The organism is Dickeya fangzhongdai, assembly GCF_002812485.1.
Lineage (GTDB): Bacteria > Pseudomonadota > Gammaproteobacteria > Enterobacterales > Enterobacteriaceae > Dickeya > Dickeya fangzhongdai.
Genome location: NZ_CP025003.1, coordinates 2,749,085 through 2,773,228 on the forward strand (window position 1 = coordinate 2,749,085; position 24,144 = coordinate 2,773,228).

Annotated in this window: 22 protein-coding genes; 20 read left to right on the top strand and 2 right to left on the bottom strand. The window is 60.2% G+C overall.

Translation table 11 applies throughout. The annotated features are described in order from the left end of the window. Positions 1 to 4: 4 nt before the first annotated feature. The 14 genes from sctD to CVE23_RS12330 all read left to right on the top strand — a co-directional run bounded on the left by sctD (position 5) and on the right by CVE23_RS12330 (position 15,512). Entirely contained in the window at positions 5 to 973 is a 969-nt protein-coding gene (gene sctD / locus CVE23_RS12265; RefSeq protein ID WP_100849628.1) for a type III secretion system inner membrane ring subunit SctD, read from the top strand. After that, positions 973 to 2,352 carry a type III secretion system ATPase SctN gene (gene sctN, locus CVE23_RS12270; protein WP_049854059.1) on the top strand — a complete coding sequence of 460 codons (1,380 nt, stop codon included), beginning with the start codon at positions 973 to 975 and terminating at the stop codon, positions 2,350 to 2,352. The genes sctD and sctN overlap by 1 nt, the downstream gene beginning before the upstream one ends. Then, the gene (locus CVE23_RS12275; protein ID WP_100849629.1) at positions 2,339 to 2,818 is read left to right on the top strand and encodes a type III secretion protein; all 480 of its coding nucleotides are present in this window, start codon (positions 2,339 to 2,341) and stop codon (positions 2,816 to 2,818) included. The genes sctN and CVE23_RS12275 overlap by 14 nt, the downstream gene beginning before the upstream one ends. Further along, positions 2,815 to 3,345 (top strand): type III secretion system HrpP C-terminal domain-containing protein, encoded by a 531-nt coding sequence (locus CVE23_RS12280; RefSeq protein ID WP_100849630.1) that lies wholly within the window; start codon positions 2,815 to 2,817, stop codon positions 3,343 to 3,345. Before CVE23_RS12275 ends, CVE23_RS12280 begins: the two co-directional genes overlap by 4 nt. After that, on the top strand, positions 3,342 to 4,442 hold the full coding sequence (locus tag CVE23_RS12285) for a FliM/FliN family flagellar motor switch protein (RefSeq protein WP_100849631.1): 1,101 nt from the start codon (positions 3,342 to 3,344) through the stop codon (positions 4,440 to 4,442). Before CVE23_RS12280 ends, CVE23_RS12285 begins: the two co-directional genes overlap by 4 nt. Beyond that, complete coding sequence (sctR, locus tag CVE23_RS12290; protein ID WP_038919224.1) at positions 4,439 to 5,092, top strand: type III secretion system export apparatus subunit SctR; 654 nt, start codon at positions 4,439 to 4,441, stop codon at positions 5,090 to 5,092. Before CVE23_RS12285 ends, sctR begins: the two co-directional genes overlap by 4 nt. A 7-nt stretch (positions 5,093 to 5,099) precedes the next feature. Beyond that, positions 5,100 to 5,360, top strand: coding sequence for a type III secretion system export apparatus subunit SctS (gene sctS / locus CVE23_RS12295; protein WP_033568601.1), 261 nt, complete (start codon positions 5,100 to 5,102; stop codon positions 5,358 to 5,360). A 7-nt stretch (positions 5,361 to 5,367) separates the two neighbouring features. Continuing rightward, positions 5,368 to 6,171: a type III secretion system export apparatus subunit SctT gene (gene sctT, locus CVE23_RS12300; protein ID WP_038658155.1), complete on the top strand. Its 804-nt coding sequence runs from the start codon at positions 5,368 to 5,370 to the stop codon at positions 6,169 to 6,171. A 44-nt stretch (positions 6,172 to 6,215) separates the two neighbouring features. Next, entirely contained in the window at positions 6,216 to 7,295 is a 1,080-nt protein-coding gene (sctU, locus tag CVE23_RS12305; protein ID WP_100849632.1) for a type III secretion system export apparatus subunit SctU, read from the top strand. A 98-nt stretch (positions 7,296 to 7,393) separates the two neighbouring features. Beyond that, entirely contained in the window at positions 7,394 to 7,885 is a 492-nt protein-coding gene (locus tag CVE23_RS12310; RefSeq protein WP_038919225.1) for an OsmC family protein, read from the top strand. A 198-nt stretch (positions 7,886 to 8,083) separates the two neighbouring features. Further along, positions 8,084 to 9,313: a peptide antibiotic transporter SbmA gene (gene sbmA, locus CVE23_RS12315; protein ID WP_100849633.1), complete on the top strand. Its 1,230-nt coding sequence runs from the start codon at positions 8,084 to 8,086 to the stop codon at positions 9,311 to 9,313. 589 nt (positions 9,314 to 9,902) lie between these two features. Next, positions 9,903 to 11,888 carry a methyl-accepting chemotaxis protein gene (locus tag CVE23_RS12320; RefSeq protein WP_100849634.1) on the top strand — a complete coding sequence of 662 codons (1,986 nt, stop codon included), beginning with the start codon at positions 9,903 to 9,905 and terminating at the stop codon, positions 11,886 to 11,888. Between the two features lie 509 nt (positions 11,889 to 12,397). Then, on the top strand, positions 12,398 to 14,353 hold the full coding sequence (locus tag CVE23_RS12325) for a methyl-accepting chemotaxis protein (protein ID WP_100849635.1): 1,956 nt from the start codon (positions 12,398 to 12,400) through the stop codon (positions 14,351 to 14,353). A 349-nt stretch (positions 14,354 to 14,702) separates the two neighbouring features. Beyond that, positions 14,703 to 15,512, top strand: coding sequence for a transporter substrate-binding domain-containing protein (locus CVE23_RS12330; RefSeq protein ID WP_373287780.1), 810 nt, complete (start codon positions 14,703 to 14,705; stop codon positions 15,510 to 15,512). A 17-nt stretch (positions 15,513 to 15,529) separates the two neighbouring features. On the opposite strand, the gene CVE23_RS12335 is transcribed toward CVE23_RS12330, so the two are convergent. Continuing rightward, positions 15,530 to 16,939: an MmgE/PrpD family protein gene (locus CVE23_RS12335; protein WP_100849637.1), complete on the bottom strand. Its 1,410-nt coding sequence runs from the start codon at positions 16,937 to 16,939 to the stop codon at positions 15,530 to 15,532. A gap of 338 nt (positions 16,940 to 17,277) precedes the next feature. Here CVE23_RS12335 and CVE23_RS12340 point away from each other — a divergent pair, with 338 nt between their 5' ends. The 6 genes from CVE23_RS12340 to CVE23_RS12365 all read left to right on the top strand — a co-directional run bounded on the left by CVE23_RS12340 (position 17,278) and on the right by CVE23_RS12365 (position 23,249). Next, positions 17,278 to 18,657 (top strand): pyridoxal-phosphate dependent enzyme, encoded by a 1,380-nt coding sequence (locus tag CVE23_RS12340; RefSeq protein WP_100850461.1) that lies wholly within the window; start codon positions 17,278 to 17,280, stop codon positions 18,655 to 18,657. Between the two features lie 30 nt (positions 18,658 to 18,687). Beyond that, entirely contained in the window at positions 18,688 to 19,842 is a 1,155-nt protein-coding gene (locus tag CVE23_RS12345; RefSeq protein ID WP_100849638.1) for a trans-sulfuration enzyme family protein, read from the top strand. 317 nt (positions 19,843 to 20,159) lie between these two features. Continuing rightward, positions 20,160 to 20,831 (top strand): amino acid ABC transporter permease, encoded by a 672-nt coding sequence (locus CVE23_RS12350; protein WP_100849639.1) that lies wholly within the window; start codon positions 20,160 to 20,162, stop codon positions 20,829 to 20,831. Positions 20,832 to 20,839: 8 nt separating this feature from the next. Continuing rightward, positions 20,840 to 21,514 (top strand): amino acid ABC transporter permease, encoded by a 675-nt coding sequence (locus tag CVE23_RS12355; protein WP_100849640.1) that lies wholly within the window; start codon positions 20,840 to 20,842, stop codon positions 21,512 to 21,514. Positions 21,515 to 21,539: 25 nt separating this feature from the next. Then, the gene (locus CVE23_RS12360) at positions 21,540 to 22,322 is read left to right on the top strand and encodes an amino acid ABC transporter ATP-binding protein (protein WP_100849641.1); all 783 of its coding nucleotides are present in this window, start codon (positions 21,540 to 21,542) and stop codon (positions 22,320 to 22,322) included. A gap of 9 nt (positions 22,323 to 22,331) precedes the next feature. Then, the gene (locus tag CVE23_RS12365) at positions 22,332 to 23,249 is read left to right on the top strand and encodes an aminotransferase class IV (protein WP_100849642.1); all 918 of its coding nucleotides are present in this window, start codon (positions 22,332 to 22,334) and stop codon (positions 23,247 to 23,249) included. Between the two features lie 65 nt (positions 23,250 to 23,314). On the opposite strand, the gene CVE23_RS12370 is transcribed toward CVE23_RS12365, so the two are convergent. Continuing rightward, positions 23,315 to 24,124 carry an HAD family hydrolase gene (locus CVE23_RS12370; protein ID WP_100849643.1) on the bottom strand — a complete coding sequence of 270 codons (810 nt, stop codon included), beginning with the start codon at positions 24,122 to 24,124 and terminating at the stop codon, positions 23,315 to 23,317. Between the last annotated feature and the right edge of the window lie 20 nt (positions 24,125 to 24,144).

A 24,144-nucleotide genomic window follows, 5' to 3' on the forward strand; every position in this document is an offset into this window, starting at 1 on the left:
CAAAATGTTTGAACTCCGTGTTCTGACCGGATTGCACCGTGGGGCCGCGCTGCCGCTGAGCGGAACCTCATGGCGTATCGGTTCCGCCGATGAGGCGGATATGGTGCTCTACGATCCCGGCATCCGCGAGCAGCATTGCCTGCTGGAAAAACAACCCGACGGCTGGCTGGTATCCGTACTGGACGGCCCGGTCAGCAACAGCGAAGGCCACGCGGCAGCGCAATCGCTCTGGCTGCCGCCCGGCACGCCGTTCGCCGCCGGCGGCATCTGGCTGTGCGTGGTGAGCGCCGACACCCCCTGGCAGGATGAGGCGGAAGAAACGCCGCCGGATGACGACCAGGCCGCCGACGACGCCGTCACCGGCACGCAAGACGCCCCGCCTGACGCCGCCGCCTCGCACACGCCCCCCGCACCGACGCCGGAACCGACGGTGACGCGCCGGGAAAAGCCGCGCCTGCCGCTGTGGGCCAAATTCAGCTACCTGCTGCTGGCGGTGCTGCTGTTCATGATCGTCGGTAGCTGGATGTTGCAGGAAACGGCGGCGATGCCGTCCGCGCCGCCGCCGCAGGATAACCGTTTACCGATCGGCACCTTACCGCAGTTGAACAGCACCCTGCAAACCATGCTGACCGACCGCGAACTGGAGCGATTGGTTTCGACCAGTCAGGATAACAACCGCATCGTGCTGAGCGGCGCGCTGCCGCCCGCGCAGCACACCCGGCTGGCGCGCATGCTGGCGCAATTCCACCAGCGTTACGTCACCGCCTTGCAGATTGAAAACCACACCACCGTGAAGGACGACCAGTTGCCGTTTCAGATCGTGCAGGTCACCAGCGGCCCGAAAGCCAACGTGGTGACCTCTGACGGGCGGCGCATCTTCGTCGGCGACGAAGTGGACAACCTGCGGCTGGTCAGCATCAACGACAGCCAGATCGAATTTCGCGGCAAACAACAGATCAAGGTGAACTGGTGATGAACGCGCAGAACGCAATCGATACCCGCTATCCCCGACTGAGCCAGTGGCTGCAACAGCAACAACGCCAGCTGGCGGCGTATTCGCCGGTGACGCGACAGGGGCAGATCATCGGCATCAGCGGCATTCTGCTGGAGTCCAGCCTGCCGAACGCCCGCATCGGCGATCTGTGTCTGGTGGCGCGTGACGACAGCTCGCAGGTGCTGGCGGAAATTGTCGGCTTCAGCCCGGAGAACACCTTTTTATCGGCGCTGGGCGCGCTGGACGGCATCGCGCAGGGCGCGGTGGTCACGCCGCTGTACCAGCCGCATTGCGTGCAGGTGTCCGACGCGCTGTTCGGCAGCGTGCTGGACGGCTTCGGCCGTCCGCTGGAAGACGGCGGCCACAGCGCGTTTGTCGAGCCGGGCTCACTCAACGCCAACCCCATCCCGGTGATCGGCGACGCGCCGCCGCCAACCGAGCGCCCACGCATCGCCGACCCGCTGCCCACCGGTATGCGCGCCATCGACGGCCTGCTGACTATCGGCTGCGGCCAGCGCGTCGGGATATTCGCCGGCGCCGGCTGCGGCAAAACCACCCTGCTGGCGGAACTGGCGCGCAACACGCCGTGCGACGCCATCGTGTTTGGGCTGATCGGCGAACGCGGCCGCGAACTGCGCGAATTCCTCGATCACGAGCTGGACGAGCAGCTGCGCAGCCGCACCGTGCTGGTCTGCTCCACCTCCGATCGCAGCAGTATGGAACGCGCCCGCGCCGCCTTTACCGCCACCGCCATCGCCGAAGCCTTTCGCGCAGCGGGCAAACAGGTGCTGTTGATTATCGACTCGCTGACCCGCTTTGCCCGCGCCCAGCGTGAAATCGGCCTGGCGCTGGGCGAGCCGCAGGGGCGCGGCGGGTTGCCGCCCTCGGTCTACACCCTGTTGCCCCGGCTAGTGGAACGCGCCGGGCAAACCCGTCAGGGCGCGATTACCGCGCTCTATTCGGTGCTGATCGAACAGGACTCGATGAACGACCCGGTGGCCGACGAAGTACGGTCGCTGATCGACGGCCACATTGTGCTGTCGCGCCGGCTGGCCGAACGCAACCACTACCCGGCGATCGACGTATTGATGAGCCTGAGCCGCACCATGAGCAACGTGGTCGAGCGGGAACACACCCGCCACGCCAACGCGGTGCGGCGGCTGATGGCCGCCTACAAGCAGGTGGAAATGTTGATCCGCCTCGGTGAATACCAGCCGGGACACGACGCCTTTACCGATGCCGCCGTCAGCGCCAACGACGACATCAACCGTTTTCTGCAACAGGCGATGCGCGAGCCGCAGGGCTTCGACCACATTCAGTCGCAACTCGAAGAGGTGAGCCAATATGCCAATCTCTAACGCCATGAAACCCGTCAGTGCGATGGAAGAAGAGCAGCCGGACAGCAGCGCGCAGGAGCTGGGCGCCGTGTTTAACCAGTTGCTGCCGATCCGCCGGCAGCGCCTCAGTCGCGCCGAACGCCAGTTACGTCTGTCCGAACAAGCGCTCAGGCAAACCGAAGCGGCGCTACGCACGCAACAGGCACAACTGGAACAGCTCCAGGCCGACTGGCAGCAACAGCGCGATATCTTCCTGCGCGAGGCGCTGGGTAAAACCCAGACGCTGGAGTCGCTGAAAAACCAGCTGGAGCAGGAGCAAAAGCATATTCGTCAGATTCAGGCGCAGGTGCTGCTGTGTACCGACTGGCAGCAACAGTATCTGAACCGGCAGCAGCAGGTCGGCCAGGCCCGGGAAGCGGCCCGGCTCTGCCAGAAAGCCGTTGAAAAACTGGAGTTTCTGTTAACCACCTATCAGGAGGCGATATGACCCCTCATCTGCCCGCAACACAAGATGTTTCTCTGCCTGCCCTGCGCCCGTTGCCGCACGGTCAGGAACAGGATTTCCCCGGCTACGGTTACGACGACGGTGCCTTCTGGGAACCGTTCGGCGAACTGTCCGAGCCGGAAATGCGCTTTCCCGACGCCAGTTGGCTGCCGTTTGGTCCGCCGCTGGCGCTGAATCCGTCGCTGAATCTGGATGCCTTCGCCGATGCCCCGTCGCAGGCGGAACCGGTCACACCGGCGTACTGGCCGGCGCTGGAGTCGTCGCTGACCGACATGCCGCTATTGCGCCGCGGGGAACCGCTGTCGTTCAGTCTGCAACTGCCGCAGTTGGGCAGCGTGGATGTTCGGATGGTGACGCTGCCCGCCAGCGGCTGGGACGTTTCGCTGCGCTTCGGCAAATCCGCCTACGAGCAGTTGAAAAGCCAGCGCGACGCCTGCCGCCGTTCGCTGGCGGATACGCTGTGCGCGCCGGTGCGCCTGCAGTTTGAAAGCCGGGAGGACGAGGAATGATCCTGCTCGCCCGGACGCTGCGCCCGGTCAGCCAGGCGCGAGCCGCGCTCTCCCGCCAGCTGGCGTCGGCGCACCGCTTTGCCTTCATGCTGGACGGTCAGCCCGGCGAATTACGCCTGCAACTGGCGGACGACGCGCCGCCCGGCGGGCAGGAAAGCCGCTGGCGCTGCCATGCCGGCACGCTGTGGCTGGACGACAACGCCGCGCCGTTGTTGTCGCTGCTTTCCGCCTGCCCGGCGCTCACGCCCGGCCCCGACGCCGCCGCGGAAACCGCCGACTGGTACTGGACGCAGTATAACCACCATCTCAGCCCGGCGCTGCGCGAGCTGTTCGGCGAGATTCAGCCGGCGTCATCGCCGCAGCCGGACAGCGAAGCGCAGGGCGACCTGACGCTGTGGCTGGAGGTTATCCGCGGGGATTTCCGGGTTCGCAGCCGGTTGCGGACATCGACCCGGACCTTGCAGCAGTGGCAAAGCCAGCCGGGGTGGTACGCGCCCCGCTACCCGCTGCCCGGTCATCTGGCGATGCGCGTGCCGTTGACGCTGGCAGACGTGACATTGTCACACGAACAATTGGCGACGCTGGAACCGGGCGACCTGATCTGTCCACTCAAACAGTACTTTTCACCGCAGGGCAACGGCTGCATCACGCTGGCCGACCGGCGGCTGACCGGGCAGCTCAGGATGGATGCGCTCGCCCCTTACTGGTTTACCGTGACAGAACTGGAGGAATGTCCCGTGACAACACCCTTTGACGACGCAACCCCTTTTGAGACCTACGCCGTCCCCGAGACGTCGCAGTACGCCCCGGATAGCGATAATCACACCGGCGCGCCGTCGGGCTACGCGCTGCCGCCGCTGACGCTGGCGCTGACCGTGCGCTGCGGCTACCTGACGCTGACGTTGCAGGATTTGCAGCAGCTCGCCCCCGGCACGGTGTTGACCCTGCAGCAGGCGACGCCCGGCGAAGCGACCCTGTACCACGGCGAGCAACCGCTGGCGCTGGGCGAATTGGTGGACGTGGAAGGCCGGCTGGGGCTGCAAATCACCCGCCGTCTTGGCGTGGATGGAGACATCGCCCCGGAGCCATCGTTATGACCTCGGGCAGCTTCGACCCGGTGATGTTTGCCCTGTTTCTGGGCACGTTGTCGTTGATTCCGCTGATGATGATCGTCTGCACCTGCTTTCTCAAGGTTTCCATGGTGCTGATGATTACCCGCAACGCCATCGGGGTGCAGCAGGTGCCGCCCAACATGGCGTTGTACGGCATCGCCCTCGCCGCCACGCTGTTCGTGATGGCGCCGGTATTCAGCGACATCAAACAGCGTTTTCAGGACGCGCCGGTGGATTTCAGCAGTCTCGACGCGCTGGAAAGCAGCGTGACCCGAGGTATCGAACCGTTGCAGAAATTCATGTCGCGCAACACCGACCCGGACATTCTTACCCACCTGCATGAAAACAGCCTGCGCATGTGGCCGGCGGCGATGGCCGAAAAAATCACCACCCAAAGCATCCTGCTGGTGCTGCCGGCCTATGTGCTGTCGGAACTGCAGGCCGGGTTTAAGATCGGTTTTCTGATTTATATCCCGTTCATCGTTATCGACCTGATCGTCTCCAACGTGCTGCTGGCGCTGGGGATGCAAATGGTGGCGCCCACCACCCTTTCGCTGCCGCTCAAGCTGCTGCTGTTCGTGCTGGTCAACGGCTGGACGCGCCTGCTCGACGGCCTGTTCTACAGCTACCTGTGAGGCGACCATGGAAACGCTCAATCTGTTTAGACAGGCGATGGTGCTGGTGGTGATGCTGTCGGCGCCGCCGCTGCTGGTGGCGGTGGTGGTCGGCGTGCTGATTTCGCTGTTGCAGGCGGTAATGCAGTTGCAGGATCAAACCCTGCCCTTTGCCGTCAAGCTGGTGGCGGTAGGACTGGTGTTGGCCATGACCGGCCGTTGGATCGGCGTAGAGCTGATCCAACTGGCGATGATGGCTTTCAACATGATCGAACAAACCCGGGCGTGAGGCGGCCATGTTCTCCATCGCCACAATCCAGAATATCTACGATTTTATTTACGCGCTGACGCTCGGCGTGGCCCGGCTGTATCCGTGCCTGTTCCTGGTGCCGCTGTTCTCGTTCACCATCATCAAAGGCATGCTGCGCAATGCGGTGGCGATCGCGCTGGCGCTGGTGCCGGCCGGCGCCATCCAGCAACAGATGCTGACCACCACGCTCACCTGGCCGATGTTGCCCGGCCTGCTGCTCAAAGAGCTGGTGATCGGGCTGCTGCTCGGAGTGGTGCTGGCGATGCCGTTCTGGCTGTTCGAGTCGGTCGGCGCGCTGTTTGATAACCAGCGCGGCGCGCTCACTGGCGGCCAGCTCAACCCGGCGCTGGGCAGCGACGCTACCCCGCTCGGTCACATGATGAAAGAGCTGTTCATCATGCTGCTGATCATCACCATCGGTTTTCCCGGTTTTACCCAGTTACTGTGGGACAGCTACCGGCTGTGGCCGGCGTTAGACTTCCTGCCGCCGTTGTCGGAACAGGGGTTTCACACCTATCTCGACCTGCTTAAAGACACCTTTCAGCACATGGTGGTGTACGCCGGGCCGCTGGTGGCGCTGTTGCTGTTGCTGGAATTCAGTATCGCCATTCTCAGTCTCTACAGCCCGCAGTTGCAGGTTTACGTGCTGTCCACCCCGGCCAAGTGTCTGGCCGGCATGGCGTTTTTCGTGCTCTACATGCCGGTGCTGCAGTTTCTCGGCGAAGGCCGGCTCAAGGCGCTCACCGACCTGAAACACCTGTTCCCGCTATTTTTTCAGGCGTCGCCCTGAAATGGCAAAACGCGAGATACGGTTAGTAACCACGAGGTACTGCGATGAGTGAAAAAACCGAAAAACCCACCCCCAAAAAATTGCAGGACGCCCGCAAAAAAGGGGAAGTGGGACAGAGTCAGGACGTACCCAAGCTGCTGATCAGCTTCGCGCTGCTGGAGATGATTCTGGCGCTGACCGACAACGGCATGAGCAAGTTACAGGCGCTGATGCAGTTACCGGTGAGCCGCATCACCGACCCGTTCGGCCACGCGGCGGATGAAATTTTCAGTGAAGCGCTGTCGCTGCTGGCGACCTTCTGCCTGCTGACCATCAGCGTGGCGTTGCTGATGCGCGTCGTGGGCGGCTGGATCCAGTACGGTCCACTGTTTGCCGTCGAAGCGCTGAAAATTGACTTCAACCGCCTCAACCCGATCAACCAGATCAAACAAATGTTCACCATGCGCAAACTCACCGACATGCTGACCAACATCCTGAAGGCGGTGACCATCGGGCTGGTGTTCTGGCTGGTGGTGATGCCGCAGCTGGAGTGGCTGGTGGAGCTGGCTTACGGCGATCTGACCGCGTTCTGGAAAGGGGTGGAGGGCGTGCTGAAAAGCGTGGCGCGCACCACCCTTTCCGCACTGCTGGCGCTGGGGTTACTCGACTTCGGCCTGCAAAAATACTACTTCCTCAAACAGCAGCGCATGAGTCATGAAGATATCCGCAACGAGTTTAAAAACTCGGAAGGCGACCCGCACATGAAAGGCCATCGTAAATCGGTGGCGCAGGAAATCCTCAACGAGCCCGCCAGCCCGCGCGCCAAACCCAAAGTGGAGGACGCCGATCTGCTGCTGGTCAACCCAACCCACTACGCGGTGGCGCTGTTCTACCGCCCCGGCAAAACACCGCTGCCGCGCATCCTGCTCAAAGGTGAAGACGATCAGGCCAAAGCGTTGATCGCCCGCGCCCATCAGGCCGGGGTGCCGGTAATCCGTTTTATCTGGCTGGCGCGCACCCTGTACCGGATACCGGAAGGTCACTACATTCCGCGTGATACCCTGCAACCGGTGGCGCAGGTTTACCGGGTGTTACGACAGCTGGAGAAAGACCTGCCGCCTCAGGATGTGATCGAGATGGGCTAAGGGGCGCGTCGCGTCGCCGTTTGCTGCCGTCATGGCATCGACGCCATTGCCTGTTAAACTACAGCCGAATATTTTTTTAATCGGAATACGAGGGCGACATGGCAGACAAAATTCATCGCTATCAGGTCCAGGTTAGCTGGACCGGCAACCAGGGCACCGGCACCAAGAGTTATCGCGGCTACAGCCGCGACCATGATATCTGCGCGCCGGGCAAACCGACGCTGCCCGGCTCATCCGACCCGAGTTTCCGCGGCGACCCAACGCGCTGGAATCCGGAAGAGCTGCTGGTCGCGTCGCTGTCCGCCTGCCACAAGCTGTGGTATCTCGGGCTGTGCGCGGGAGCCGGCGTCACGGTGCTGGCCTACGACGATCGGGCGGAAGGGGAAATGGTGGAAGAGGCTGGCGGCGCCGGGCAGTTTCTGTCGGTCACGCTGCGTCCGCGCGTGGTGATCAGCGCCGACAGCGACGCGCAGACCGCTCTCGCGTTACATCATCAGGCTCACGAGATGTGCTTTATCGCCCGTTCGGTCAATTTTACCGTCACCCACCAGCCGGACATCGTGGTCGACGCGCCCTCGCCTTGCCAGTAACACCACGGCGGCGATATCTGTACCTCTGTCGCCGCCGCTCTGTATTTTTTGCGTCCTGCTTATTTCTGCGTCGCCTTGCTTATTGCTGCGTAAAGAAAATCGTTATCCAGTCAAAAATCGTTTCAATATAATCCTGCGTCTGCGTTAAATATTTGCTATCACGGCAGTTATTCTCCTTTTACGGATAGAAGTGCGTTTATGTTCAAATCGTTTTTTCCCAACCCCAAACTGTTTTTCTCCTCCGCGCTGCTCTGGTCGCTGGTAGCCGTCATCATCTGGTATAGCTGGGGGCGACCGCTGGGCGATAGCCTGCTGCACATCACCCAACCGCTGCCGCAAGGCGCGATACGGTTCCTGTCGCCCGCCTTTCTGTGGTTCTACGGTTACTACCTGCTGTGCGTAGCCATATTCGCCGGCGCCTGGGCGCTGTTAAACCCGCATCCCTGGCAACGCTGGTCGATTCTCGGCTCCTCGCTGATCATTTTCGTGACCTACTTTTCGGTCGAAGTCGGCGTGGCGGTCAACGACTGGTACGTCCCGTTTTACGATCTGATCCAGAAAGCGCTGAGCGCGCCGAACGCGGTGACTATTCAGGCGTTTTACCAGCAGTTGCTGATTTTCCTCGGTATCGCGCTGACCGCGGTGACCGTCGGCGTGCTGAACCTGTTTTTCGTCAGCCATTACGTCTTCCGCTGGCGTACCGCCATGAACGACTACTACACCTCGCACTGGCAAGCGTTGCGTCACATTGAAGGGGCGGCGCAGCGTATTCAGGAAGACACCATGCGTTTCGCTTCCACGGTGGAAAGCCTGGGGGTGGATCTGGTGAAATCGCTGATGACGTTGATCGCCTTTTTGCCGGTGCTGGTCAGCCTCTCGTCTCACGTCAAATCGCTGCCGCTGATCGGCGAAATTCCTTACGGCCTGGTGATCGCCGCCATCATCTGGTCGCTGGCGGGCACCGGCGTGCTGGCATTAATCGGTATCAAACTGCCGGGGCTGGAATTCAACAACCAGCGGGTGGAAGCCGCCTACCGTAAAGAACTGGTGTATGGCGAGGATGACGCCAGCCGCGCCACGCCGCCTACGGTAAAACAGCTGTTCGGCAATGTGCGGAAAAACTATTTCCGTCTCTACTTCCATTACACCTATTTCAATATCGCGCGGGTGCTCTATCTGCAAAGCGACAACGTGTTCGGCATCATTATGCTGCTGCCGTCGATCGTGGCGGGCAGCCTGACGCTCGGCCTGATGACCCAGATCACCAACGTGTTCGATCAGGTACGCGGTTCGTTCCAGTACCTGATCAACTCCTGGACCACCATCGTGGAACTGATGTCGATTTATAAACGTCTGCGCAGTTTCGAGTCGGTAATTCAGGACGTGCCGATGACCAGCGACGCCGCGGATATAACTTCCGGCGCCTGATAGGTGAGCCCCTTTCCGCGCTGCCGAGCGGCAGCGCGGAACCCTGCAACATCACGCCATCATCCCGGCGCCGGCGGATTCAGACAGACGCCGTCGATCGGCGACGCCATCATGCGACAGACTATGATCTCGTTATGACCGTCATGCGCATTTTTCCTGTCGCTCGAATTATCTGGGGATACGCCCCGACTTTCCGACGAATATACAGCAAGCCGAGCATTATTTTTTCGGCGGTATGTGAAATGAAAAAATATGACTTAGTGCCGGCATCTAAAAATAATTTTTTGAATAAGTGCTACGAAATGGCAATTTTATCGCCCCAATTAACTAGTACATGAAATCATTTAACAGACGATGAACAGAATAAAAATACGTAAAAACGAATCTGGAATAAAAAACGTAAACATCGTGTTATTTCATTATGTTACCAGTCGTTTATATTTTTAAAAAATGTGATAACATTCACACGTTTTTTCTCTGTGCTGAAAAAACCCATCTCTTAATTTTGAAGAAAAACATGGATGTTAACAGATGGTTAGCCTCTGTTGATCTTACATTGTCAACGCACTTAGCCCCATAGGAAGCCATAATGAATACAATTCTACATACCTATAACAATCTGAAGGTTGGTATTAAGCTGGCGATTGGGTTTGGCCTGATTTTAATCATGTCCGCCTTCATCATGCTGTCGGGAGTTAATGGTTTTCGTAATATTGACACCTACGTCAATAAATCCATTATCAGTAACGACATTAATAACAACCTGAATGATGCCAGACGCGCCCGACTCAGTTTTCAGTATACCCATGACTACACCGCCATTAATAAAGTCGGCGACCTGATGGTGAAAGTGGGCCAGTCACTGAATCAGGCCAACCAGTTAACCTGGACCCCTGATGCACAAAAATTACTGATTCAACTCAATGACGCCTACAAAAAATACCTGCCGGGACGGGAAGCGCTGATCAAAGCCAGCCAGCAGCGTGACGCCATCGCGCAGAAACTGAATCAGGACAGCAGCGCCAAAACGCTCGATACGCTGCGCGCCCAGTTCAACGGCAGCACCCTGACGCCGGAATTACGGCTGGAATTTACCACGCTGTTCGAACAACTTTCGGAAATCCGCGACCTGACGCATGGGTTGTTACTGCAGCCGTCCACCCAGGCCGAATCCAGCCTGCGCAAAGCCCTTGGCAACACCCTGACCGCGTTCAATCAAACCCTGCCCAAATTCAGCGCGGAGCAACAAGGCTGGCTGAATCAGGCCTGGCAATTTTTCTCCGCTTACAACGGCTATCTTGATGATTACATGAGCGCTTTTTCGGCCGAAAGCTCCGCCACCACCACCATGACGGACGCAGCAGTCATTTTGGATAGCGCCTCCACCGATTTGTATGCAAGCCAGCTGTCGCTGGTCAGCGCCACCACCACCAGTTCGCAATGGCAGTTATTGTTTACCGGTCTGGTGATTATCGCTATCGGGGTACTGATGGCCTGGCGCATCACCCTGCAGATTACCCGTCCGCTGCATCAGAGCCTGTCGCTGGCTGAACGGATCGCTCAGGGCGACCTGACCGCCTCCATCAACGTCGTTCGCCGCGACGAACTGGGGATGCTGATGTCCGCCATGGCGTCCATGAACCACAAACTGCGCGAGATGATCGGCGAAATTCGTGAAGGGGTGAGCAATGTGGCGTCCGCCGCGTCGGAAATCGCCGCCGGCAACACCGATCTCTCCTCCCGCACCGAGCAGCAGTCGGCCGCCGTCGTGGAAACCGCCGCCAGCATGGAGCAGTTGACCTCAACGGTGAAACAGAACGCCGACAACGCGCACCACGCCTCGCAGTTGGCGGCCGATGCGTCAGGCAACGCCACCAAAGGCGGCGAGATCGTCACCAACGTGGTGAGCACCATGAACGAAATCGCCGTCAGTTCCCGGCGCATTTCCGAAATCACCTCGGTCATCAACGGCATTGCCTTCCAGACCAACATTCTGGCGCTTAACGCCGCGGTGGAAGCCGCGCGCGCCGGCGAACAGGGCCGCGGCTTCGCGGTGGTGGCGGGCGAGGTGCGCAATCTGGCCCAGCGCAGCGCTCAGGCCGCCAAAGAGATCGAAACCCTGATCGGCGAGTCGGTCACCCGGGTGAATACCGGCTCCACGCTGGTGGAAAGCGCCGGCAAAACCATGGACGAGATTATCCGCTCCATCTCCCATGTGCATGACATCATGGACGAGATCGCCTCGGCCTCTGACGAGCAAAGTCGCGGCATCAACCAGATCTCCACCGCGGTAGCCGAAATGGACGCCACCACCCAGCAGAACGCCGCGCTGGTGGAAGAGTCTTCCGCCGCGGCCAATTCGCTGGAAGAGCAGGCGCAAACGCTGGAACATGCGGTATCGGTGTTCCGCCTCGGTAATGACGACGTTTCGACGCGCCCGGCGCAACGCGCCAGCCTTAGCGTCAGTAAGCCGCTGAAGCTGACGACATCCGCCGCTAAAGCAACCACCGTCGCCAAAACCACTGTCGTGAGCCGCCCTTCGGTCAGCGGCAAAGATGACTGGGAATCGTTCTAACCGGTTTTAACCACCGGCAACACAGCATGGCGATAAACGCCATGCTGTGTTTATTTTATTCATTTCAAGGCCGCTCCCTTCCCTTTCCCGCAGCGTTATCCTGCCATTCATCACTTGTCTTTCCAGCCAAACCCGCGCCCGAAATTACTCCTGAACTCAGCCTTTATTACGTTTTTATGTCCGTCACTTAAAAAATTAAAAAAAACAAATGAGGCGTTAACCGTGGCTATACTTTCTTTCAATAAGCTGATTGATAATATCACTGTAGAATTTTACGAAAATGAAACATAATTTTTACATTATCTTTCCCTGTTCCTGGGATGAGGTTATGATATCCGCGACAGTAACAGCCTGTTTATAAAACGGCAGCATCACCGTCGACTATCCTATAACCATAACAGTAAGAAATAGCTTCAGCGTTCACGCCTCTGAAGCGATAACACGTTGATATGTTCAATTCGGTTTTTTCCCCGTCACTACCCTGGTAAATCAAGAAAAAGGAAGGCCCAATGAATACTGTTTTTGGCGCTTATAACAATTTCAGAGTCGGTGTGAAGCTGGCGATGGGATTCGGACTGATATTATTAATGGCGGCGATAATCATGCTGTCAGGGATCAATGGCTTTCGTAATATTGATGCGTATTCCCAGAAATCCATTATCAGCAATAATATTAACAGTTATCTGGAAGAGGCCCGGCGGGAGCGTCTGCGCTTCCAATATACCCATGATTATGCGGCGATTAATAAAAACGGCGAATTGCTAAATAAAATGACGCAATCGCTGAATGTCGCCCAAACAATGAAATGGGATGCGGACACCCGTATTATACTGGACAGGATTATCCAGTCCGGCAAGGAATATAATGTCGCGCGGGAAAACCTGATCAGCGCCAGTCAGAAGCGGGACGCTATCGGTCAGAAACTATCTCAGGATACCATCGGTAAAATCATTGATACCCTGCGCGGGAAATTTGATGCCGCCACGCTGCCGGCGGAATTACGGCTGGAATTTATGTATATCAACGAGGGGCTGTCTGATATCAAAGACACCGCCCATGAACTGACGTTGATGCCGTCCGCCGAAACTGAAACGGCGCTTCGCAAGACGCTGGACACCGCACAACGCGCCATCACGCAGGCGCTGCCGAAATTCAGCACGGAGCAGCAGGCCTGGCTGAATCAGACCTGGCTGCCTTTCGCCACCTACAGTGGGGATATCACCCTTTACATGGCGGCCTATCAGGAAGAGAACGCGGCGTCTCAGCGCATGGCGGATATCGCGCTGGTTCTTAACCAGTCTGCGACCCAGCTTTATCAAACCCAGTTGGATAAGGTGGATAACATTACCCGCCAGTCGCAATACCAGCAGTGGATCATCGGGCTGGCGATTATCGCCATCGGCGTACTGATGGCCTGGCGCATCACCCTGCAACTTACCCGCCCGTTGCGTCAGAGCCTGTCGCTGGCTGAGCGGATCGCCCAGGGCGACCTGACCGCCTCCATCACCGTCACCCGTAAGGATGAATTGGGTCAGTTGATGACGGCGATGAATGCGATGAACCACAAACTGCGCGAGATGATCGGCACCATTCGCGAGGGGGTGAGCAATGTAGCGTCCGCCGCGTCGGAAATCGCCGCCGGCAACACCGATCTCTCCTCCCGCACCGAGCAGCAGTCGGCCGCGGTAGTGGAAACCGCCGCCAGCATGGAGCAGTTGACCTCAACGGTGAAACAGAACGCCGACAATGCGCATCACGCCTCGCAACTGGCGGCCGATGCGTCAGGCAACGCCACCAAAGGCGGCGAGATCGTCACCAACGTAGTGAGCACCATGAACGAAATCGCCGTCAGTTCCCGGCGCATTTCCGAAATCACCACCGTCATCAACGGTATCGCCTTCCAGACCAACATTCTGGCGCTCAATGCTGCGGTGGAAGCGGCGCGCGCCGGCGAACAGGGCCGCGGCTTCGCGGTGGTGGCCGGTGAGGTACGCAGCCTGGCCCAGCGCAGCGCCCAGGCCGCCAAAGAGATTGAAACCCTGATCGGCGAGTCGGTCATCCGGGTGAATACCGGCTCCTCACTGGTGGAAAGCGCCGGAAAAACCATGGACGACATTATCCGTTCCATCGCCCATGTGCATGACATTATGGGGGAAATCGCCTCAGCTTCCGACGAGCAGAGCCGCGGCATCAATCAGATCTCCAACGCGGTAGCCGAAATGGACGCCACCACCCAGCAAAACGCCGCGCTGGTGGAAGAGTCTTCCGCCGCGGCCAATTCACTGGAAGAGCAGGCGCAAGCGCTGGAACAGGCCGTCTCGATATTCCGCCTCGATAATGACGACAGCCATCGCTTTGCCCGCACCGCGCACAAACCCGGCGCCGTCAGCGCTAAAAAACCGCTGATGCTGGCCAGCGCCGGAGCAGGCACCCGCTCCGGCAACGACGAGTGGGAGTCGTTCTAACCCGTTAATCCAGCCTCATCATGGCGGGCGTCGCCCGCCATGTTTTATCACTTTCCTCGTTTTACCACCCAGCGCATAAGCTCAGTCACTCTTCGCATTTAATGTCGCGGTGATTTCCTGCAATACTGCCTGAGCGCGCCGTCATCATGTTAATGATATTTAAGCATTATTTATGCAATAAGCCGATACCGCGCGTGGTGCTCGCCTTTTATTTATTGATTAATTCAACGCCTATTTTTATCGGGGGATGACCGGCGTAACCAGGCTCACACTGGCATGTAACATCCCCACGGAGACAGGCGCTTAACCATTCACACACGGGGACATTATGCATTTATCTTTTCGTACCATGATTGCCGCGCTGGCGCTGGTCGCCGCGCCCTGGCTGGCTCGGGCCGAAGCGCCCGCCTCCACCTGGCAACACGTCAAACAGACCGGCGAACTGCGCATCGGCGTGGCGCAGGGCGAACCCTGGTATTTCAAGAACGCGGCGACCGGCGAATGGGACGGTATCGGCTATCAGGTCGGTAAGGTGCTGGCGACAGACCTTGGGGTTAAGCTGGTGACGGTGGAAACCACCTGGGGCAACGCGGTCGCCGCGCTGCAAACCGGCCAGATCGACACCATGCTGGTGCTTGACCCCACCGACGAGCGCAAGAAAGCGGTCGATTTTCCTGAACAACCGTTCTTCTGGTATGCCCAGGGCGTACTGGTGCGCGACGGCATCAGCGTCACCAACTGGGAAGACCTCAACCGGCCGGATGTCAAAATCGGCGTCACGCTCGGGTCCAGCCCGGACCTGCTGCTGACCAAAAATCTGCCGAAAGCGCAGTTGGTGCGTTTCCCCAACATGGATGAAGGCGTGGCGGCGTTTTATGCCGGGCGGGTGGATGCGTTGTCCTACTTCCATCCGGCGCTGGCGCTGCAACAGGCTAAAGTCGGCAAAGGCAACCTGATCCTGCCGAAACCCATTGTGGCGGTCAGCACCAGCGGCGCTATCCGCAAGGAAAGCGACCAGACCTTCCAGCAGTTCCTCAACGACGAATTCGGCAAGCTCTATCAGTCCGGTCAGATTCAGCAGTTCTACGAGCAGGCGCTGAAAGCCCGTGGCGTGGACATCAGCAAGGTGCCGCCGGTGATCCGCGAAGCGTGGAAATAACCGGCGAGCGAGGAACGTCAGCCCGCGAACAGCGGCGCCAGCGCCAGCACCGCATCCGGCTGGCGTTCCAGTTCAAGCAGCGTATCAATAAAGCGATCGACCTCGTTATCGCCCAGCCGCCGCGACAGATTGTCGCGGCACTTGCGCACAATCTCCGCTTCCGCCATCGGGTTCTCTTCGCACCCTGGCGGATAATCCACTGCCGGCGCGTTCAGCCACTGCCCGTCAACGACCACCCTCACCCGATTAACCGGCCGCCGCTGCACCGCCATCAACCGATCCAGCTCGTCATCCACCACTAACTCGACCCGCCGGGCAAACGCCAGCAGCGTCGCATCCTGCCGCGCCGCCGCGTTGCTCCAGCCCTGCCGGGGAAGGCCGTAGGCCAGGCAGGCCAACGCCAGCGGCACGCTGAACTGGGCATCGGTTTCGCTCAACAGCTGGGTATCGGCGAATTGCTGCACCAGCGTCTGGCTGCCGATGACCTGAATCCGCGCGATCCGATCCGGCGTCAGCGCCTGCTGCGTCAGCAATTGCTCAAACGCCGCCAGCGCGGTGTGCATCCAGCGGCAAACCGGGTAGCGTTTGAAACTGGCATGGCGCAGCCGCCACGCATCCCCCAGCCCGTCGACCAGTAGCGACGCATCACAGCGGTCGGAACCGATCATGCGCCAGAACCCGTGCTCTCCGTCCAGTACGTCGCGCGGCCCGATAATGCCTTCCCTGTGCAGCAACACCCCGCGCACCCCGGCCTCCGTCGCCGGCGCGTTATAATCCTTGAACGCCACCAGCGGCCGCTGCCGCCAGTTGTACTTGTGCAGCCCCGGCAGCGGGGTCAGCGACGCCGCCAGACCGATGGCGTTTTCCAGCCCGGCGGCATCGCAGCCGCTCAGCAAACCGAACACGACCGCCGCGCCCAGCGACTGGTGCTGGCACACGCCGTACACCTGCCGAAAACGCTCCGGACTGGGTTGCTGAGCGAGAATCACGCGCCCGTTGATTTCCCAGGCCGCCGCCAGCGCGCACAGCAATTGCGCGCCGGATACCTGCCGCTCGCCCAGTGCCGCCAGCGCCGCCGCCACCAGCGTGGCGCCGGGGTGACCCATGCCGCGACCATCCCGCTCAAAGCCGTCGTCATAATCCAGCGCGTTCATCGCCGCCGAATTGACGAACGCCGCCCCCAGCGCCGACAGCCCGTCCCGGCGTCCCAGCACCGGCGATGTCCCGGCGGCATACTGATGGCGCGCCATGCGCTGCGCCTGCTGAAACACCTCGCTATCCAGCCCGGCGATGCCGCACCCCAGCGTATCCAACAAATGCAGCAGAATTTTTCGCCGCCAGACCGCCGGGATCGCCGCCGGGGTTAGCCGGCAGGCAAAGCGGGCCAGCGTCAGGGTTATCGGAGCGGCGTGGTTCAGGGAAGTCATCGGTTTAGATTCCTGTCGGCGTCAGGGACGGCATATCAAATATATCGATGATAACACTCCGTTTTCCGGCTGCTTTATGCCATTTTCGCTACCGGTTGCAACCAAACGACATAACCCGTCGTTCCGGTAGCGGATGGATATACCGCTGCATGGCTATCACCCCATATGTCTATCATCCCACATGTCTATCTACCCGCACGGCTATCAGGCTGTATGGCTTTACCGCCAAACAGCATTTTATTTCTAAAAATCGCATATAGATGGTTAGTTATATTATTTTTATGGTATTACGCCTGAGTTTTACCATGTCCACCTCGTTATTAACCGAGGTGATGACTATGCCTATTCCTACATCCGTACCTACGTCGGTACTCGGCCTGATCGGCAACACCCCGTTGCTGGAGCTGACGCAGTTCGATACCGGCCCCTGCCGGTTATTCGCCAAGCTGGAAAACCAGAATCCCGGCGGCTCGATCAAAGATCGCGTCGCGCTATCAATGATCGAGGCGGCAGAGCAGCAGGGAAAACTGCAGCCCGGCGGCACGCTGATCGAAGCCACCGCCGGCAATACCGGGCTTGGGCTGGCATTAGTGGCGGCGCTCAAAGGCTACCGCCTGATTCTGGTGGTGCCGGACAAGATGAGCCGGGAGAAAATCTTCCACCTGCGCGCGCTGGGCGTCGACGTGCGCCTGACCCGTTCCGATGTGGCTAAAGGCCACCCGGACTACTATCAGGACTACGCGCAACGACTGGCGGACGAGATCCCCGGCGCGTTCTACATCGACCAGTTCAATAACCCGGCCAACCCGCTGGCCCACTACCTTACCACCGCGCCGGAACTGTGGCGGCAGATGGAGAACGACATCGATGCTATCGTGGTCGGCGTCGGCTCCGGCGGAACACTGGGCGGACTGAGCCGCTACTTCGCCGAGGTCTCGCCGAAAACCGAGCTGGTGCTGGCGGACCCGGCCGGGTCGATCCTGACCGATTACGTGCGGCAAGGCACCACGGGCGAAGCGGGAAGCTGGCTGGTGGAGGGCATCGGCGAGGATTTCCTGCCGGCGCTGGCGAATTTCAGCCAGGTGAAACACGCCTACGCCATCAGCGATCGGGAATCGTTTCAGGCCGCCCGCGCGCTGTTGCTCAAAGAAGGCGTGCTGGCCGGCTCCTCCAGCGGCACGTTGCTGGCGGCGGCGCTGCGCTACTGCCGCGCCCAGACCGAACCGCGCCGGGTGGTAACGCTGGTGTGCGACAGCGGCAACAAGTACCTGTCGAAGATGTTCAACGTCTACTGGATGATTGAGCAAGGGTTAATCCAACGCCCGCCGCTGGGCGACCTGCGCGATCTGATCACCTATCGCCATAACGAAGGCGCTACCGTGTCGGTCTCCCCCGCTGACTCGCTGGCGATTGTTCATGCCCGGATGCGGCTGTACGACATTTCCCAGTTGCCGGTGCTGGAACACGACCGGGTGGTCGGGGTGATCGACGAGTGGGACCTGCTCAACAATCTCAAGACTAACCCGCGCCATTTCTCGCTGACCGCCCGCGACGCGATGACCGATCAGGTCAACACTTTGCAGAAAGATGCGTCGTTCGATCAACTGCTGACCACCTTTGATCGCGGGCATGTGGCGGTGATTCTGGACGGCCAGCGTTTCCTCGGCCTGATCACCCGCACCGATGTGCTCAATCACTGGCGGCATCTGGTGCGCTGACCTTTCTACCGTTTACCACAAGGATTAACCATGAGCCATTTCGATACCCTGACCGTTCACGCCGGCTACACGCCGGACAGCACCGGCGCGGTGATGCCCGCCATTTACGCCACCTCCACCTTCGCCCAGCCGGCGCCCGGCCAGCACACCGGCTACGAGTACTCACGCAGCGGCAACCCGACCCGCCACGCGCTGGAAGCCAATATCGCCGCGCTGGAAGGCGGCATTCAGGGCTTTGCCTTCGCCTCCGGGCTGGCGGCCAGCGCCACGGTACTGGAACTGCTCGATCAGGGCAGCCACATCGTCGCGGTGGATGATATTTACGGCGGCACCTGGCGATTGCTGGACCGGGTGCGCAAGCGTACCGCCGGACTGAGCGTCACCTACGTCGACCCGGCCGACCTGACCACGCTGGAGCAGGCTATCACCCCGCAAACCCGCATGATCTGGGTAGAAACGCCCACCAATCCGCTGCTGAAACTGGCCGACCTGCGCGCCATCGCCGAACTGGCCCAGCGCCGTGGCGTGATCAGCGTGGCGGACAACACCTTCGCCTCCCCGGCCTTGCAGCGGCCGCTGGATCTGGGCTTCGATATCGTGGTGCACTCGGCCACCAAGTATCTGAACGGCCACTCGGATGTGGTCGCCGGGCTGGCGGTAGTCGGGCGGGGCCAGGAGCTGGCGGCGCAACTGGCGTTTTTGCAGAATGCGGTGGGCGGGGTACTCGATCCGTTCAGCAGCTTCCTGACGCTGCGCGGTATTCGCACGCTGGCGCTGCGCCTTGCCCGCCATAGCGACAACGCGCTGACGCTGGCGCGCTGGCTGGAGCAGCAACCGCAGGTGGAGCAGGTGTACTATCCCGGCCTGCCGTCTCACCCGCAGCATGCGCTGGCGCGTCGGCAAATGAGCGCGTTCGGCGGCATGATAAGCGTCAGGCTGCACGGCGACGCCGACTACGCCGGCGCGGTGATTAAGCGCACCCGGCTGTTTACGCTGGCGGAAAGTCTGGGCGGAGTCGAAAGCCTGATCAGCCAGCCCTTCAACATGACCCACGCTTCCTTGCCGCTGGAACAGCGCCTGCGCCTCGGCATCACGCCGCAGTTGCTGCGTCTGTCGGTCGGCATCGAAAACGTGGAAGACTTGATCGCCGATATCCGGCAGGCGTTAACCGGCCAGACGGCGTAATCCCGCTTATCAGGGCTGTCGTCGACAGCCCCAGATGACTGACAAACCCCTTAAGTACAAGGGTGAGGGGTTTTTCCGGCGTCAAAAACTGTGCTGAGGCAGGCGACTTCGCCGGGTGAGCCGCACGGACGCGGCGAAAGCCCGATTTTCTACCCGCGACTCAGCGAATTTCCCGCTTTCCTTAGCCAAAAATCGGCTATCAATCCGCTTTTTTAGCATTTACTTATCACATTTTTCGGCTGCTAAGATGCGGTGGATATAAAAAACATTATCGATATAACAATTCGTACGCCATTGGCGTTATCAGGGAAAAACACATGCGTTATCAATGGGATTTTTCCGCCCTGCCGCACTGGTGGCCGTTGCTGCTGGACGGGTTATGGGGAACGGTCCGCATCGGGTTTACCAGCATTCTGATCGGGATGCTGGTCGGCGCGCTGCTGGCCGCCATGAAACTGTCGTCCACCCGGCTGTTGCGCCTGCCCGCTCACCTGTTCATCGGCTTTTACCGCAACACGCCCGCCATCGTGCATTTTTTCTGGATTTACTACGCGCTGCCGGTCGTCAGCCCGCTGACCCTGTCGCCGTTCGCGGCCGCAGTAACGGCCCTGTCGGCGCAGTCGGCCGCGTTTTACGCCGAAGTCTACCGCGGCGGCATCCTGTCGATTGCCGATGGGCAGTGGGAAGGCGCCAAAGCGCTCGGCATGTCGCGCCCGCTGGCGTTGCGCCGCGTGATCCTGCCGCAGGCGCTGCGACGCATGATTCCGCCGTTGATTGAACGCTCGTTCGAGCTGATTAAATCCACTTCGCTGGCGTCGTCGCTGGCCTACGGCGAGCTGTTGTATCAGGCGATGCAGATCAACAGCCAGAGCTTCCGTCCGCTGGAAGTCTACAGCCTGGCGGCGCTGCTCTATTTCACGCTGCTGTTTGTCCTTAGCCTGCTGAGCCAGTACGTCGAGCGGCGGCTGTCTTACGCCCGTGTACAGTGAGGTCGCCGATGCACTATCAATGGAACTTTGGCTTTATCTGGCAACAGTTGCCCGTCCTGCTGCGCGGGCTGGGCGTCACGCTGGAGCTGTGGCTGCTGGCGGGTATCGGCGGCACCCTGCTTGGGCTGGCGCTGGGCATCGCCCGCACCGCGCGTCGCCGCGCCGTCCGTCTGCCGGTGATGGCGTTCGTCGAGCTGTTTCGCAATACGCCGGTACTGATCCAACTGACCTGGTTTTACTACGCTCTGCCGGTGCTGGCGGGCATCCAGTTCAGCACCTTTGGCGCGGCGACGCTGGCGCTGACGCTCTACACCGCCGCCTACAGCACCGAAATCTTCCGTGCCGGTCTGCAATCGATGGAGCAAGGCCAGTGGGAAGGCGCCAAAGCGCTCGGCATGTCTTACCCGCTGGCGTTGCGGCGGGTGATCCTGCCGCAGGTGTTGCAACGCATGTTGCCCGCGCTGACCAACCGCCTGATCGAACTGGCCAAAGTCACCTCGCTGGCGTCGATGCTGGCGGTCAATGAACTGATGTATCAGGGCCGGCTGCTAAGCAGCGATACCTATCGGCCGCTGGAAATCCTCACCGTGGTGGCGTTGTTCTATTTCGTGCTGATCTGGCCCGGCAGCTATCTGGCCGCGCGGCTGGAGCGGCGCTGGCGCTCGCCTTTATCAACCCGATAACCTTTTATCAACCCGGAAACCCTTTATGACTGATTCGCAGGATATCGTTTTACGGCTGCGCGGACTGACCAAAGCATTTCACGATCAGCCGGTGCTGAAAGGCATCGACCTTGATGTGCGGCGCGGGGAGAAAATCGCCATTATCGGCGGCAGCGGTTCCGGCAAGAGCACCCTGCTGCGCTGCCTGAATTTCATGGAGGTGCCGAGCGGCGGCACCATCGAGCTGGACGGCGAGGTGCTGGGTCAACCGTTGCCGGACGGCGCGCGGCGCTATGCGGAAAAGCAATTGTGCGCGGTACGTCAGCGCGTCGGCATGGTGTTCCAGCAGTTCAACCTGTTTCCGCACCTGACGGTGCTGCAAAACGTGCAGGAGGCGCTGCTGTCGGTGAAAAAGCTGCCGCGCGCCGACGCCGCGGTCATTGCCCGCCGGCAACTGGAGAAAGTCGGGCTGGCGGACAAACTCCACGCCCGCCCCGGCAACCTGTCCGGCGGCCAGCAACAGCGGGTGGCGATTGCCCGCGCGCTGGCGATGGAGCCGGAAATCATGCTGTTCGACGAGCCCACTTCGTCGCTTGACCCGGAACTGGTGGGCGAAGTGCTGCACACCATTCGCGCGCTGGCGGACGACGGGCGCACCCTGCTGCTGGTGACCCATGAACTGGGCTTCGCCTGGCACTTCGCCGACCGGGTGATCTTCATCGCCGACGGCGTTATTCACGAAATGGGCAGCGCCGAACAGGTGCTGCGTCATCCCCAACAACCCCGCACGCAGGCGTTTCTGGCCCGCTTCGCCGAACGCGCGTTTTAAGGAGTCGTCATGAACGCTTCATCCCCTTCCGCCGTCAGCAGCCAGGCTTACCGGCAGGATCCCCGCAACGACGACGTGCAGGTGTACGTCAACGGTGAATTCGTGCATCGCTCACAGGCGGTGGTATCGGTGTTTGATTCGGGTTACGTCTGCGGCGACGGCGTCTGGGAAGGCCTGCGGCTGGTCAACGGCCGTCTGATTTCCCTCGACGCCCATCTGGACAGGCTGTTGGCCGGCGCGGCCGCCATCCGGCTGGATATCGGCCACAGCCGTGCTGAACTGTTCGACATTTTGCTGCGCACGCTGGCTATCAATGGCATGACCGACGGCGCGCACCTGCGGCTGATGATCACCCGCGGGCGCAAGAGCACGCCTAATCAGGATCCGCGCTTTATCCTTGGCGGCGCGACGGTGGTGTGCGTGGCGGAATACAAAGTGGTGGATGAAGCGGCCAAACAACGCGGACTGGCGCTGTTCACCTCCAGCTACCGCACCAGCACGCCGGACGTGTTCGACCTGCGGCTCAATTCCCACAGCCGCCTGAATCTGATTCAGGCGCTGCTGCAGGCGATCGAGGCCGGCGCTGACGAAGCGCTGATGCTGGACCCGCACGGTTTCGTCGCCAGTTGCAACTCCACCAACTTTTTTATCGTGCGACGCGGCGAACTCTGGACCTCCAGCGGCCGCTACTGCTTCAACGGCATCACCCGCCAGACGGTGATCGATCTGGCGCGCGCCCACGGCCTGACGGTACGGGTGGATGATTTCACGCTGGCGGAGGCGCTGACCGCCGATGAAGCCTTCGTCACCGGCACGCTGGCGGGCATCACCCCGGTGCGTAAGCTGGATGGACGGGAATTTGATCCGGCGAATCGCACAATCACCGATCGGCTCAGGCAGTGGTATCGGGAATTTATTGAAAGCTAACAACGCGGGTTGTTAACGCACACCACCGCCCGCCCGACCGCTGCGTCCCGACCACTACGCCGGATTTATGCTCTGTCCGGCTGCAAATTCAGCAGCCGGATGATGGTGTGCATCACCGCGTCGTCGTCGTTGGAACCGGTAATAAAGCGGGCGGCGGCCTTGGTTTCCTCAAACGCATTGCGCATGGCGAAACTGTAGTCGCCGCAACGCATCAGCTCAATGTCGTTTAACCCGTCGCCGAAGACCGCGGTTTCTTCCGGCGTTACCTGCAACATGTCCTGCAATCGGGCTACCGTGCTGCCTTTGTGTACCCCGACATCGGCGATATCAATCCAGGCCGCTTCGGACACCACGATATAAGCGCGATCGTCATAGGGCGCCAGATGGGTGCGGGTCTGATGGCAACGCCCTTTTTCATCGAACAGGGAGATTTTGACAAAATCATCCCGCACAGCGTTGAAATCCGCCACCAGCCGGACGGTAGCGTAGGATTTTTTCACTTTCTCGATCATCGCCGGCGCCAGCGAATCTTTCAGCACCGCGCCATCGGGGGTACAGGCGATGATCACATGTTCCTGATTCACCGCGTCCAGCGTGGCGATCATCTGCCGGCCGAGCGCATTGTCGATCAGCGACTGATAGACGTACTCGCCCCGGTGCCGGATACGGGTGGCGCTGTCGCCCAGAATCCAGAAATCCGCCGCCGGCGCGCCGAACAGTTCTTCAACCCGGTCGCACTGCTTGCCGGTACAGGGCGCAAACTGTACCTGCTTGCGTTGCATTAGCGCCCTGACCTCGGCAAACAACGCCTGATTGAACTCGCCGTGGCGGTTGAGAAACGTGCCGTCCAGATCGGTAATAATCAGCTTAATCATCACTTTTCTCCGTCATGTGT

What these genes read in the sequence shown, in the direction of transcription:
- CVE23_RS12360 (WP_100849641.1), top strand. Translation starts at nt 21,540, where the DNA reads ATGACTGATTCGCAGGATATCGTTTTACGGCTGCGCGGACTGACCAAA.
- sctU (WP_100849632.1), top strand. Translation starts at nt 6,216, where the DNA reads ATGAGTGAAAAAACCGAAAAACCCACCCCCAAAAAATTGCAGGACGCC.
- CVE23_RS12310 (WP_038919225.1), top strand. Translation starts at nt 7,394, where the DNA reads ATGGCAGACAAAATTCATCGCTATCAGGTCCAGGTTAGCTGGACCGGC.
- CVE23_RS12280 (WP_100849630.1), top strand. Translation starts at nt 2,815, where the DNA reads ATGACCCCTCATCTGCCCGCAACACAAGATGTTTCTCTGCCTGCCCTG.
- sctD (WP_100849628.1), top strand. Translation starts at nt 5, where the DNA reads ATGTTTGAACTCCGTGTTCTGACCGGATTGCACCGTGGGGCCGCGCTG.
- sctT (WP_038658155.1), top strand. Translation starts at nt 5,368, where the DNA reads ATGTTCTCCATCGCCACAATCCAGAATATCTACGATTTTATTTACGCG.
- CVE23_RS12350 (WP_100849639.1), top strand. Translation starts at nt 20,160, where the DNA reads ATGCGTTATCAATGGGATTTTTCCGCCCTGCCGCACTGGTGGCCGTTG.
- CVE23_RS12335 (WP_100849637.1), bottom strand. Translation starts at nt 16,939, where the DNA reads ATGACTTCCCTGAACCACGCCGCTCCGATAACCCTGACGCTGGCCCGC.
- CVE23_RS12275 (WP_100849629.1), top strand. Translation starts at nt 2,339, where the DNA reads ATGCCAATCTCTAACGCCATGAAACCCGTCAGTGCGATGGAAGAAGAG.
- CVE23_RS12345 (WP_100849638.1), top strand. Translation starts at nt 18,688, where the DNA reads ATGAGCCATTTCGATACCCTGACCGTTCACGCCGGCTACACGCCGGAC.
- sctR (WP_038919224.1), top strand. Translation starts at nt 4,439, where the DNA reads ATGACCTCGGGCAGCTTCGACCCGGTGATGTTTGCCCTGTTTCTGGGC.
- CVE23_RS12285 (WP_100849631.1), top strand. Translation starts at nt 3,342, where the DNA reads ATGATCCTGCTCGCCCGGACGCTGCGCCCGGTCAGCCAGGCGCGAGCC.
- CVE23_RS12340 (WP_100850461.1), top strand. Translation starts at nt 17,278, where the DNA reads ATGCCTATTCCTACATCCGTACCTACGTCGGTACTCGGCCTGATCGGC.
- CVE23_RS12325 (WP_100849635.1), top strand. Translation starts at nt 12,398, where the DNA reads ATGAATACTGTTTTTGGCGCTTATAACAATTTCAGAGTCGGTGTGAAG.
- CVE23_RS12330 (WP_373287780.1), top strand. Translation starts at nt 14,703, where the DNA reads ATGATTGCCGCGCTGGCGCTGGTCGCCGCGCCCTGGCTGGCTCGGGCC.
- sbmA (WP_100849633.1), top strand. Translation starts at nt 8,084, where the DNA reads ATGTTCAAATCGTTTTTTCCCAACCCCAAACTGTTTTTCTCCTCCGCG.
- CVE23_RS12355 (WP_100849640.1), top strand. Translation starts at nt 20,840, where the DNA reads ATGCACTATCAATGGAACTTTGGCTTTATCTGGCAACAGTTGCCCGTC.
- sctS (WP_033568601.1), top strand. Translation starts at nt 5,100, where the DNA reads ATGGAAACGCTCAATCTGTTTAGACAGGCGATGGTGCTGGTGGTGATG.
- sctN (WP_049854059.1), top strand. Translation starts at nt 973, where the DNA reads ATGAACGCGCAGAACGCAATCGATACCCGCTATCCCCGACTGAGCCAG.
- CVE23_RS12365 (WP_100849642.1), top strand. Translation starts at nt 22,332, where the DNA reads ATGAACGCTTCATCCCCTTCCGCCGTCAGCAGCCAGGCTTACCGGCAG.
- CVE23_RS12320 (WP_100849634.1), top strand. Translation starts at nt 9,903, where the DNA reads ATGAATACAATTCTACATACCTATAACAATCTGAAGGTTGGTATTAAG.
- CVE23_RS12370 (WP_100849643.1), bottom strand. Translation starts at nt 24,124, where the DNA reads ATGATTAAGCTGATTATTACCGATCTGGACGGCACGTTTCTCAACCGC.